This window comes from Frigoribacterium sp. CFBP 8751 (genome assembly GCF_014841545.1).
Lineage (GTDB): Bacteria > Actinomycetota > Actinomycetes > Actinomycetales > Microbacteriaceae > Frigoribacterium.
On sequence record NZ_JACYUB010000002.1, the window covers coordinates 142,118 to 155,473 of the forward strand.

The window sequence follows — 13,356 nt, forward strand, 5'->3', positions numbered from 1 at the left end:
TCGTCGTCGTCCCCGGGCGGCGGCACCGCGGCTCACAACAGAACAGCAGCACCTCCTGCCTCACCAGCGGGAGTTCTTCGGATCAGGCGGCGGGCTCGTCCCGTCAGGAAGAGGCACACCCATGCGAAGCCAGGCGATCGAGCGTCCCCGGCGCTCCCACGCGTCCCGCGCACTGAAGGCGACGGCCGCGGCCGTCGTCGCGGCGGTGGTCGGGGCGCTCGTCGTCGTCGTCCCCGCCCAGGCGGCCACGACCGACCGCAGCGAGGCCGAGGCCTCGATGGTCGGCGGCTCGGGCATCGTCTCGCTCGACCAGGTCGCCGCCCTCGGCGGGGCCTACTCGGCCTTCGGCACGACGCAGAACCCGCCGACGTCCCGCAACCCCCTGAACCTCACCGCGGTGAACGCCCTCTCGGTCGGTCTCGGCAACGGCTTCCGCCTGCTGGGCGCGAACGGTCTGCTGCAGCTCGGCGTCGACGGCCAGTACGCGAGCGCCACCGCGACGGGTGCCACCGCCTCGGCCGGCCTGATCGGTGCCGACGGGTCGATCGCCGCAGGCAGTGGCACCCCCGGTGCCGGTGCGACGCTGAACCTGCAGCCCCTGTTGGCGTCCGTGCCCGCCACGAACGGCGTCCTCTCCGACGTCCGCCTGGGCCTCGGCTCCCTCTCGTCCCAGATCAGCCAGCAGCGTGGAGCCACGGCAGGGACGCCGACGACGGCGTACCAGGTCGCCGGCGCGCGCTACACGATGACGAGCCCGGCCGTCCAGGGCGTGACCACGTCGCTCCGCGGCACGGTGACCGGGCTCGGATCGACGGTCAACGCGGTGGCCGGCAGCGGTGCCGTGACCGGGCTCGCCACCTCGATCACCGCACCGCTCACCACGGCCGTGAACGGACTGCCCCTCGGGGGAGCGGTGACCCTCGGTCAGCCGGTCGTCGGGGTGACGGCGACCGTCGACCTCGACTCGACGATCTCGACCGAACTCGCGAGGCCCCTGACCTCGGGCCCGGTGACCATCACTCCGAGCACGGGGCAGGTGATCATCGACTTCGGCGCCCTCAACGGCCTGCCCGCGAACAGCGACCTCCTCAGTCCCGCGACGATCACCGCCATCACCAACGGCGTCACCGACATCCTGCAGAACCAGCTGCCGACGAACCTGGTCGCTGCGGCGAACGCCGCCGTCCGGGCCACCGCGGCGACCGTCGACCTCCGTGTCGGTCTGCGCATCGACCTCGGTCTCGCCACGGTGAACGAGACGCTCACGACCCGCACCGTGACGACGATCGGGCAGCTGCTCGACGGCACCACCCCGGCGACCGCCACGACCGTCACCGGGTCGGGTCTCGTCGGTGCGCTCGGCGCCACCGTCCTCCGCAACGCGCTCCTCCCCGTCGTCGGCACCCTGCTCGGCTCCGTGGGCGGCCTCTACTCACCGCTCGTGGACGGCACCGCGCTCGCCGCGACGACGACCACCCTGCGCACCACGACCGCCGCCGTCGTCACGACGCTGGCTCCGCTGACCACCCTGCTCAACCAGCTCGTCCGCGTCACGATCAACGCCCAGGACGGCGTCGGCTTCCGTGACGGCCGGGGCACCGACGCGGGCTCGAGCTCCGTCCACGCGGTCAGCCTCTCGGTCCTGCCGCTCGTGAACGCGTCCCGGGTCGATCTCGCCACCTCCACCGTCCGGGCCGCGGCCCTCACCCCCCTGAGCATCGCCACGCCCACCGCCGGCCAGGTGTTCGTCGTGCCGAACGCTCCCGGAGCCACCCGCAGCGTCGTGCTGACCGGTGCCGGCGAGCCCGGTGCCACCGTCAGCGTCGACCTCGGCGCCGGTCTCACGGGCACCGGCACGGTGGCCGCGGACGGCAACTGGAGCGTGACCGTCGCGACCGTGCCCGCGGGAGCGTACAGCGCCTCCGTGACCCAGGCCCTCGGCACCGCGACCACCGGTCCGGTCACGCGAGACTTCACCGTCGTCGCCCAACAGCCGCTCGTCGTCACCGCACCCACCGCCGGACGCGTCTTCACCGTCCTCGACGCCGATTCCACGACCCCCGTGATCGTCTCGGGCACCGCCACCCCCACGGCCACCGTCGCCGTCGACCTGGGCGGCGGCCGCACGGCCACCGCGCTCGTCGCCGCGGACGGCACCTGGACGACGACCGTCCCGGGCGTGCCCGTCGGCGGCTACACCGCGTCCGTGACGCAGGCCGTCGGTGGCGACGTCTCCGCCGCCGTGACGCGGGCCTTCAGCGTCGTCGCCGGCGCGGGCCTCACGATCACGAGCCCGACCTCCGGCACGCAGTACCGGCTGCCCGGCGCCGACTCGACCCGTGACGTCACCGTCTCGGGCACCGGTCAGGCCGATGCCCCCGTCGCCGTCTCGCTCGGCGGCGGCCGCGACCTCACCGCGACGGTCGCCGCCAACGGCACCTGGTCCGTGACCTTCCCGGCCCTGCCGGTCGCCGCCTACACGGCCACCGCGACGCAGACGGTGGGAGGCGCGGTGTCCGCCCCGCAGACCACCGACTTCACCCTCGTGGCCGCGACAAGCGTGACGATCTCCACGCCTGCGCCCGGTGCGACCCTCACGGTCGCCGACGCCACCTCGACCACCCCGGTCACGGTGACGGGAGCCGCCGAACCGAACGCCCCCGTCCGGGTCGACCTGGGCGACGGCTACGTGGCCACGACGACGGCCGACGGCACGGGCGCCTGGTCGGCGACCGTCTCGTCCGTGCCCGTCGGGCCCCGGACGATCAGCGTCACGCAGACGGTCGCCGGCGTCGTCTCGGTGCCGGTCACGCAGCCGCTGACGGTCGCCGCCGGCGCGCCGCTCGACATCCTCGCCCCGGCCGAGGGCACCACGGTGCGCGTGGCCGACAGCGCCTCCTCGACCACCCTGACCGTCTCGGGCACCGCCCAGGCCGGCGCCGACGTCCGCGTCGACCTCGGTGACGGCCTGACCGGCCGGGTCACGGCGGACGCCACGACCGGCGCCTGGTCGGTGGACGTCGCCGGCGTGCCCGTCGGTCAGCGCACGGTCTCGGCGACGCAGACCGTCGGCGGCACCGTGTCGCCGGCGCAGACGCGCGTCGTGACGATCGTCGCCGGGACCCCCGTCGCCATCTCGACGCCGGCCCCCGGGGCCACGATCCCGATCGTCGGCGGCACCACGGCCGACGTGACCGTCACCGGCACCGCCGACCCGGGGGCGACCGTCACGGTCGGCCTCGGCGCCGGCTTCGAGGTGCCGGCCACGGTCGACCCCGCCACGGGCGCCTGGACCGCGGTCATCCCCGACGTCCCCGCCGGTGTCCGCACGCTCGGTGCGACGCAGACCCTCGGCGGAACCACCTCCGCACCGGTGACCCAGCAGCTGACGATCGCGCAGGGAACGCCCCTGGCCGTCACGGCACCGCTCGACGGCGCCGAGTACTTCGTCCCGGGACCGCAGGACACGACGCCCGTCGTCGTCTCGGGCACGGGCCAGGTCGGGGCGACCGTCGCGGTCGACCTCGGCGACGGGCTCGTCGGCCAGGTGATCGTCCCGGCCTCGGGCCAGTGGTCCGTCACCGTCGCCGGCGTCCCGGTCGGTCCGCACACGGTCTCGGTGACCCAGAGCGTCAACGGCTCCACCTCGGACGCCGTCACGCGGGACGTCCGGGTCAGCGTCGGCGGTGACGTCGTCATCACGGCGCCCGTCCTCGGGGCCCAACTGGTCGTCGCCGACGACCGAGGGACCGTCGCCGTGACCGTCTCGGGCACCGGCGTGACCGGTCTGCCCGTCGTCGTGACGGTCGACGGCGTCGACCAGGATCCGGCCGTGCCCGTGGTCCCCGACGCGCAGGGAGTCTGGTCGCTCGAGCTCACCGGGGTCGCCGTCGGCGACCACGTCGTGGGCGCGAGCCAGCAACAGGGCCCGGACCTCCTCGAGGCCGAGCCGACGGACTTCTCGGTGGTCTCGGCCGAGGCCGACCTCACCATCACCGCACCCGGTGACGGCGACGTCATCACGGTCGCCGGCACCGGCAGCACCACCGCCGTCGTCGTGACCGGCACGGCCTACCCGGAGGCGTCGGTCGAGGTGACCCTGGCCGGCGTCGTCACCCCGACGACCGCCGGGCCCGACGGGCTCTGGACCGTCACGGTCCCGGGTGTCCCCGTCGGCGACCAGGTCGCCTCCGTGACCCAGACGGTCGGCGGCACGACGACCACCGAGCCCGTGACCCAGGCCTTCGAGGTCGCAGCCGGGGCGGACGTGGCCATCACGACCCCCGCCGCCGACGTCCGCTACGTCGTCGCCTCGCCCGCGGCCACGCAGGACGTCCCGGTCGCCGGGACCGCCCAGCCGGGCGCTCGGATCACCGTGACCCTCGACGGCGTCGAGGTCGGCAGCACCCTCGCCGACCCCACGACGGGCGCCTGGGCGGTCACCCTCGTCGGCGTCGGCGTCGGCGAGCGCGTCCTCGGGGCCTCGCAGGCCGTGCGCGACACCGTCCAGCAGGCCGGCACGCGCGTCGTGACGATCGACCCGGCGGCCCCGCTCACCATCGTGGCCCCGGCCGACGGCGTCCCGATCGTCCTCGCCGACCCCGCCTCGACCACGACCCTCGTGGTGTCGGGCCAGGCCGAGCCGGGCGCGGTCGTCCGCGTCGACCTCGGCGACGGCCTCACCGACACGGTCACGGCCGGCACCACGACCGGCGCCTGGTCGATCTCGTTCGACGACGTCCCCGTCGGCACGCGGACGATCGTCGCGACCCAGACGGTCGGCTCGTCGGTCTCGGCCCCCGAGACGCGGGTGGTGCAGATCCTCGCCGGTGCCCCCCTCGTCGTCGTCGCTCCCGCCGACGGTTCGGTCGTCGACGTGGCCGGGCCGGACGTCGTCTCGACGGTGACGGTCTCGGGCACCGCGGCCGCGGGCGCCACCGTCGACGTGGTCCTGGACCCCGCGACCGGTGCCGACCTCGTCGCGACCGTCGCGGCGGACCCCACCACGGGCGCCTGGTCGGTCGACGTGGCCGGCGTGCCCGTCGGTACGGTCGACCTGTCGGCGACGCAGAGCATCGGCGGGACCACCTCGCCGGCGCAGGAGAGCTCGTTCGAGGTCCGCGCGGCCACCCCGGTCGTCATCATCGACCCGGACGACTCCGTCTTCACCGTGCTCGACCCGGCCGGCACCATCGACGTCCCCGTCTCGGGTACGGCGTCACCGGGTGCCGAGGTCTCCGTCCGGCTGAACGGGGGAGCGGCCGTCACCACGACCGCCGACCCCGCCTCGGGTGACTGGTCCGTCGTCCTCGCCGACCTGCCCGTCGCCACCTACCAGGTGACGGCGTCGCAGGCCGTGGCCGGCACGACCTCCACCCCGGTCCTGGCGGCCTTCGAGATCGTGGTCGGCGACGAGCTGACCGTGTCGCAGCCCACGCCCGGTGCCGTCGTGATGGTCGCCGACCCGACCGCCTCGACCGCCGTCACGGTCAGCGGCACGGCCGAGCCGGGGGCGACCGTCCGCGTCGACCTCGGCGACGACCTCGTGGCCTCGACGATCGCCGACCCGACCACCGGCGCCTGGAGCGTCGTGGTGGCAGGCGTCACGGTCGGAGAACGCACGCTCACCGCCACCCAGGCGCTCGGCACCTCGGTGTCGGCCGCCGTCACCCAGCCCCTCTCGGTGGTCCCCGCCGCCGCGGTCGTCATCGAGGCCCCCGCCGTCGGAACCGTCGTGGCGGTGGCCACGCCGGACGCGACGACCGACCTGGTCGTGTCGGGCACGGCCGAGCCGGGCGCCTCGATGGACGTCGACCTCGGCGACGGCCTGACCGCCACCGCCCCGGCCGACGGCACGACCGGCGCGTGGAGCGTCACCGTGCCGGGAGTCCCGGTCGGTGACCGCACCATCGCGGTCACCCAGACCGTCGACGGCTCGACCTCGACCCCGGTCACGCGGGACGTGTCGATCGTCGTGGCCCCCGCCGCGCCCGTGATCGTCACGCCCACCCCGGGTGCGACGGTCTCCCTGCTCGACCCGGCCGGCACCACGTCGGTCGTCGTCTCGGGCACCGGTGAGGCCGGCGCCACCATCGCCGTCTCGCTCGGCACGGGCCTCACGGCCGGCGCCACCGTCGGGCCCGAGGGCGACTGGCAGACGACCGTCGACGGAGTCCCCGTCGGCGACCACACCCTGACCGCCACGCAGACGATCCGGGGCGCGACCTCGGCCGCGGCGTCGCAACCGTTCACGGTCGCGGCGGCGGCGGGTCTCGTCGTCGACCGGCCCACCGACGGCACGACGGTCGTCGTGCTCGCCGCGGGAGACACCGCCCCGGTGGTCGCGTCCGGCACGGCCCAGCCCGGAGCGACCGTCACGGTCGACCTCGGTGACGGCCTGGTCGGGACGGTCGTGGCCGACCCGACGACCGGGGCCTGGAGCGTCACGGTCGACGGCGTGCCGGTCGGCGACCGCACCGCCTCGGTCACCCAGACCGTCGACGGCGCCGTGTCGACCCCGATCACGCGGGACGTGTCGGTCGTCGTGGCCGCTCCGGTGACGATCACCTCGCCGCCCGCCGGGTCGTCGATCGTCGTGGAGGACGCCGACGACACCACGGACGTCACGGTCACCGGCACGGGTCAGCCCGGCGCGACGGTCGTGGTGGCGGTGGGCGACGACCTCTCCGAGACGACCACGGTGACCCCCGAGGGCACGTGGACCGTCACGGTGGGCGACGTTCCCGTCGGCTCGTACCCGGTCGTCGTCACGCAGACGGTCCCGGCCGGTTCGACGACTCCCGCCACCCAGCAGCTCGACGTCGTGGTCGGCACGCCGGTCACGATCACCGAGCCGGCCCCGGGTGCCACCGTCGTCGTCCTCGACGGCCAGACCACGCCGGTCACCGTGTCGGGCACCGCCCAGCCCGGCGCGACCGTCACGGTCTCGCTCGGTGACGACCTGACCCGGGCCGTCTCGGCCGACCCGACGACGGGGGCGTGGACCGCGACCTACGACGCCGTGCCGGTGGGCGCCGGACCGATCTCGGTGGTGCAGCAGTACGGCACCGTCACGACGGTCCCCGTGACCCAGCCGTTCGCGGTCGTCGCGGCAGACCCGATCGAGATCACCGACCCGGCGACGGGCACGCGCTTCCTCGTGCTGTCCGTCGACTCGACGGTGGACCTGCCGGTGACCGGTTCGGCTCAGGTCGGCGCGACCGTCGCGGTGACGCTCGACGACGGCACGGCCGTCACGGTCGACGTCGACGACGACGGCACCTGGACGACCACCTTCACGGGGGTCGGCGTGGGCGAGCACGTGGTGTCCGCGACGCAGACGGTCGCCGGGTCCGAGTCGGCTCCGGTGACGACCACGGTCGTCGTCGAGGCCGCCGCCACGCTGACCGTCACGGCTCCGACCGACGGGCAGCAGTACCAGGCGGGCGACTCCGGCACCGCCCCGGTCGTCGTCCGCGGCCAGGGACAGCCGGGCGCGCCCGTCGCCGTCACGGTCGACGGGGGAGACCCCGTCACCACGACGGTCGACGACGCGGGCTCGTGGCAGGTGCCGGTCGTGCTCGCCACCGGGACGCACACCGTCTCGGTCGTGCAGACCGTCGGCGACGCGACCAGCGTCCCCGTCGAGGTGCAGGTCGTGATCGTGCCCGCCCCGGCCGACCCCGCCGTCGCCCCGACCATCACCTCGCCCGCCGACGGGCAGCTCGTGACGGACGCCGACGGCGACGGCTTCGTCGACCTGCCGGTCACCGGCACGGGCGAGCCCGGAGCCACCGTCACGGTCTCCGTCGGCGGCACCACGCAGACGGCGACCGTCACCGACGGGGGCACCTGGTCGGTGACCCTGCCGGCGGTCCCGGTCGGCACGCGGACCGTGGTCGTCGAGCAGACGGTCTCGGACGTGGTCACCGGCAGTGCTTCGGTGGACGTCGTCCTCGCCCCCGCCGCGGAGGTCGCCCCGCTCGTGGTGACCTCGCCCGAGCAGGGGTCGATCCTGCCCTCGGGCACGGAGGGCACGGCCGACGTCCTGGTCGGCGGCTCGGCCCAGCCGAACGCCTCCGTGGCCGTGAGCCTGGACGGCGGCCTGCCCGTCACGGTCGACGTGGACGCCGACGGCGCCTGGTCGACCACGCTGGTGGGCGTCGAGCCGGGGCAGCACGCCCTGTCGGTGACCCAGACCGTGGGAGGCGCGGTGTCGGCACCCGAGACCGTCGTGTTCACGGTCACCGCGGCCGCGAACACCGACGCCGTCGTCATCACCTCGCCCGCTCCGGACGCGTTGATCGCCGACGCCGACGACGACGGCGTCGAGGACGTCACGGTGACGGGCACCGGCACACCCGGTGCGCTCGTCACGGTCGACCTCGGACAGGGGACGACGCAGATCACGGTCGTCGCCGACGACGGCACCTGGACGGTGACGTTCGTGGGCGTCCCGGTCGCGGCCTACGTGCTCACCGCCACGCAGACCGCGGACGCGGGCACGACGACGGCCACCCAGGACCTCGTCATCGCCGCCATCGATCCGATCGTGATCACGAGTCCGCTGCCGGGCTCGGTGTTCCCGGCCGGTCAGGGCGGCACGACGACCGTCACGACCACGGGTACCGCCGAACCCGGCGCGACCGTCACGGTCCGGCTCGACGCGGGTGACGCCGCCGTCGGACCCGTCACCCGGGTCGCCGCGGTCCTCGCCGCGGATCGCGTCCTGGTCGTCACGGCGGACGCGGCGGGTGCCTGGACGGTCGTCTGGGAGGACGTGGCCGTCGGGCCGCACGTGGTCGACGCGACGCAGACCGTGGCGGGAGCCACCTCGGCCCCGGTCACGACCGGCTTCACGGTGACGGCCGCCGCCAGCACACCGGTCACGCCGGGCACGCCGGGTACGCCCGGTACGCCGGGCACGCCCGGGACCCCGGGCTTCCCGGGTCTGCCCGGTGCGGGTGGCGGCTCCGGCGACGGAACCGGCGGGGTCGCGACCGCGGGCGTCACGGGACTCGCGTACACGGGTTCCGACGTCCTCGGAGGGTTCTCGCTCGGGGCCTTCGCCCTCCTGCTCGGGCTGGCGCTGGTGCGTCTGCGTCGCCGGGGGAGGAACGTGGCGGAGTAGCCGGAACGGGCGCGTCACACCGGAGGGTCCGTCGTCTCGACGGGCCCTCCGGTGCGTCCGGCGGGCACCGCACCGGACCGGGCGGAGCAGGGCCCGCGCCGTCGACCGTTGTCGGTCGCCCCGACTACTCTTGCTCTGTGGTCACCGCCCTGTATCGCCGTTACCGGCCAGAGAACTTCGCCGAGCTCATCGGGCAGACGCAGGTGACCGATCCGCTCCGCACGGCGCTGCGCACCAACCGCGTCAACCACGCCTACCTGTTCAGCGGCCCCCGCGGCTGCGGCAAGACGACGTCGGCCCGCATCCTGGCCCGCTGCCTGAACTGCGCCCAGGGCCCGACCGACACCCCGTGCGGCGTCTGCGCGTCGTGCGTCGAGCTCTCCCGCGACGGCGGCGGCTCGCTCGACGTCATCGAGATCGACGCGGCCAGCCACAACGGCGTCGACGACGCCCGCGACATCCGTGACCGGGCCGTGTTCGCCCCGGCCCGCGACCGGTTCAAGATCTTCATCCTCGACGAGGCCCACATGGTCACCCCGCAGGGCTTCAACGCCCTGCTGAAGGTCGTCGAAGAGCCGCCCGAGCACGTCAAGTTCATCTTCGCGACCACCGAGCCCGACAAGGTGATCGGCACGATCCGGTCGCGCACGCACCACTACCCGTTCCGCCTCGTGCCCCCGGCCCAGATGCTCGAGTACGTCCACGAGCTCTGCGAGAGCGAGTCGGTCGAGGCCGCCCCCGGCGTGCTCCCGCTCGTGGTCCGTGCCGGCGGCGGGTCCGTGCGTGACACCCTCTCCCTCCTCGACCAGTTGATGGCCGGCAGCGAGAACGGGGCGATCGAGTACGAGCGCGCCGTCGCCCTGCTCGGGTACACCCACGCCTCGCTGCTGGACGACGTCGTCGAGGCGCTCGGCGCCCGCGACGGCGCCGCGGCCTTCGCGGCCGTCGACCGGGTCGTCCAGACCGGTCAAGACCCCCGACGGTTCGTCGAAGACCTGCTCGAGCGCCTGCGCGACCTCATCGTCGTCGGCGCGACCGTCGAGGGCGCGTCGGCCGTGCTGCGGGGCGTCACCGCCGACGAGCTCGACCGTCTCGTGCACCAGTCGCACGCCTTCGGTGCCGCCGAGCTCTCCCGCTCGGCGGACGTCGTGAACCGCGCCCTCACCGACATGACCGGGGCGACGTCGCCGCGGCTCCACCTCGAACTGATGATCGCGCGCGTCCTCGTCCCCGAGAGCGACCAGACGGGTCGGGGTGCCCTCGCCCGGGTCGAGCGTCTCGAACGACGCGTCGGCGTCGAGGGCCCCGGCTCCGCCTCGTCGGTGGCGCCCGGCCCGTCGACCGAGGCCCGACCGGCCGAGGTCCGGCCCGCGTCGGGCCGACCGACGTCCTCCGTCGCGTCGTCGGCTCCGGTCTCGGCCGCTCCTGCCGCGACGTCTCCTGCCGCGGCACCGGTCGAGGCCACTCCGTCGACCGAGGCCGCGGGCGGTCCGTCGGCCGTCGAGAGCGCGACCGCGTCCTGGGCGACGGCCGCCCCGTCGGCCCCGGTCGAGCCCGTCGGCTCCGCCGCTCCGGCGACGAACGAACCCGCGCCTCCGTCCGCGCCGCACTCGGCCGCCTGGGCACAGACCCCCGACACCGGCCCGGGCGCCGGGTCGGGCGCGGCTCCCGTCACGCTCCAGCAGATGCGCGACAGCTGGCCCGAGATCGTCGAGGTCGTCCAGAAGGCGCGGCGCACGGCCTGGATGGTCGTCGTCACGGCCACCGTCGTCGACTTCGCGGACGACGTGCTGACGCTCGCCTTCCCCAGCGCCAACGACGTCGAGAGCTTCAAGCGTCCCCAGGGGGCGGCCGAGGGCGTCAGCGAGTACCTGCGACGGGCGATCGTCGACGTGCTCGGCGTCAAGGTCAAGTACATCGCCCGGGTCGAGGGCGACGGGCCCGCGGGTCCCACCCCCACCGGTGCGCCGCCGGTCGACGCGTCCGTCCCGCCCGCGACGTCGAGCCCGCAACGAGACACCGGCCGGTCGGCCGCACCGGCGACCGACGCCGGGCGGCAGGCTTCCGCTCCGTCACCCCAGGGGTCGACACCGGCCGAGTCGGGCCGCACGACGGCCGCCACAGAACCGGCAGCGCGCCAGGACTCCGCCGCGAAGGCCGCGAGTCCTTCCCGGACCCCGGCGGCGGCCACGAAGCCGACGTCCGCCGAACGGGCCACGGCCCCGGCGTCGACCGAGCGACCCGGTTCCCCTGCGCCCGTCACCGGGTGGGACGTCGCCACCATCCCGCAGACCCCGCCCCCCGAGCCCGACGAGCCCGAGCACATCACCGAAGAGCCACCCGGGGGCGTCCCGACGGTCGACGCCGCGCCCCCGCCGCCCGAGGTCGACGCGGCCGCGGCAGGCCGTTCCGGCGCGGGTGCGTCGCCTCGGGCAGCCACGACCTCGACTGCGGCGTCGGCGGCTCCGGCTCCGGATCTCTCCACGGGTGCCGGCCCGTCGATGGCCGAGCGTCGCGCCGCCACCGGCGACCCTCGTCGAGGCATCCCTACCGGGTCGCGCTACGGCGAGGCCGTCGTGCGCGAGATCCTCGGGGCCCAGTTCATCGAAGAAGAGACGATCGCCCCCCGGGTCACGCCTCAGAGAAGCGAGTAGCGCGTGTACGAAGGCATCGTCCAAGAACTCATCGACGAGTTCGGTCGCCTCCCCGGCATCGGGCCCAAGTCGGCGCAACGCATCGCGTTCCACATCGTGCAGAACGAGTCGTTCGACACGTCACGCCTCGCCGAGCTGCTCGTCGACGTCAAGACCAAGGTGCGTTTCTGCGAGATCTGCGGCAACGTCAGCGAACAAGAGACCTGCAACATCTGCCGAGACCCGCGTCGCTCGCCGGCCACGATCTGCGTCGTCGAAGAGGCCAAGGACGTCCAGGCCATCGAGCGCACGCGCGAGTTCCGCGGCCTCTACCACGTGCTCGGTGGGGCGATCAGCCCCATCGACGGCATCGGTCCCGACGACCTGCGCATCCGCCAGCTGGTGCAGCGTCTCGCCGACGACACCGTCCAAGAGGTCATCATCGCCACCGATCCCAACCTTGAGGGCGAGGCGACCGCGACGTACCTCTCCCGGATGCTCGCGCCCTTCGGCCTCCGGGTGACGCGACTGGCCTCGGGCTTGCCCGTGGGCGGCGACCTCGAGTACGCCGACGAGGTCACGCTCGGCCGCGCCTTCGAGGGCCGCCGGCTCGTCTCCGAGTGACGACCCGCGCCTCCTGAGGCCGTGCGGCGGGCGCCTGCCCGTCAGAGGCGGGCGCGCCGTGCCCGGACGACGCAGTACGCGCCGTAGGCCATGAGCCCCAGGGCGACGGCCGTCAGCACCACCACTCCGAAGGGCAGGGCCGCCAGGGCCCTCAGGGCGCCGTCGAGCCCCGTGGCCTCGCTCGGGTCCGAGGTGATCGCCGCGACCGCGAACAGCACGCCGACGACGGCCAAGGCGATCCCCTTGGCCACGTAACCCGTGACGCCCAGGGCGACCGTGCCACGTCCCGCCGCACCCCCCGGCAGCGTGAGGTCCTCGCGGAACTCCTGCTTCACGCCCTTCACGACGAAGTAGGCCCCGATCGCCACGATGGCGAGCGCGACGACGACGAGCAGCACGACGCCCCCAGGAGCGGAGAGCAGCCGGGCGCTGAGCGTCTGGGTCTGTCCGGAGCTGTCCGACGACGAGCCCCGGGCGAAGGTGAAGGCCGTGAACCCGACGGCGAGGTAGGCGACGCCCTTGCCGCCCTCCTTCGCGCGCTCGGCCCAGGCGTCCTCGTCGGTCCCCCGGACGAGAGCGGCTTCGAGCACCTGGAACAGGCCGAGGCCCCAGAGCCCCACGACGATCAGCCAGAGGAGGAAGACCCCGCCCGGACGGGACGCGAACTGCCCGAGGGCACCGCCCTGGTCGGCCTCGCCGCCACCGCCGAACGCGACGCCGAGGGCGATCACGCCGATCACGACGTGGAGCAGGCCGTTCATGGCGAAACCGACGCGGGCGGCGGTCGTGAGGGCGCGGCTGTCCTGGAGGCGGCTGGCGGCGCCGCGGGCCTGGTCGGTGGTGTCGGGCATCGGTCCACCGTAGGGGAGAGGCGTCGACGCCGCCCTCCGTGCTCCGATGCGCGACCCCTCGGGGCCGTCCGCGGGACACCGAGCCGTGTGCGTCACACGCCCTCGACACCGAATAGAA

The 13,356-nt window shown here is 74.7% G+C and carries 4 protein-coding genes; 3 read left to right on the forward strand and 1 reads right to left on the reverse strand.

Features of this window, described 5'->3' with window-relative positions; translation table 11 throughout:
* Positions 1-121 precede the first annotated feature (121 nt).
* The 3 genes from IFT88_RS06555 to recR all read left to right on the forward strand — a co-directional run bounded on the left by IFT88_RS06555 (position 122) and on the right by recR (position 12,387).
* Positions 122-9,130 (forward strand): hypothetical protein, encoded by a 9,009-nt coding sequence (locus IFT88_RS06555; protein WP_192119623.1) that lies wholly within the window; start codon positions 122-124, stop codon positions 9,128-9,130.
* 137 nt (positions 9,131-9,267) lie between these two features.
* A complete protein-coding gene (locus IFT88_RS06560) occupies positions 9,268-11,784 on the forward strand; it encodes a DNA polymerase III subunit gamma and tau (RefSeq protein ID WP_192119625.1) in 2,517 nt (838 codons plus the stop codon).
* 3 nt (positions 11,785-11,787) lie between these two features.
* A complete protein-coding gene (recR, locus tag IFT88_RS06565) occupies positions 11,788-12,387 on the forward strand; it encodes a recombination mediator RecR (protein WP_043595550.1) in 600 nt (199 codons plus the stop codon).
* 41 nt (positions 12,388-12,428) lie between these two features.
* Here the strand turns inward: recR and IFT88_RS06570 are convergent, their stop codons facing one another.
* Positions 12,429-13,238, reverse strand: a complete 810-nt coding sequence (locus IFT88_RS06570) for a DUF1206 domain-containing protein (protein ID WP_137846678.1) — start codon at positions 13,236-13,238, stop codon at positions 12,429-12,431.
* Positions 13,239-13,356: the final 118 nt, after the last annotated feature.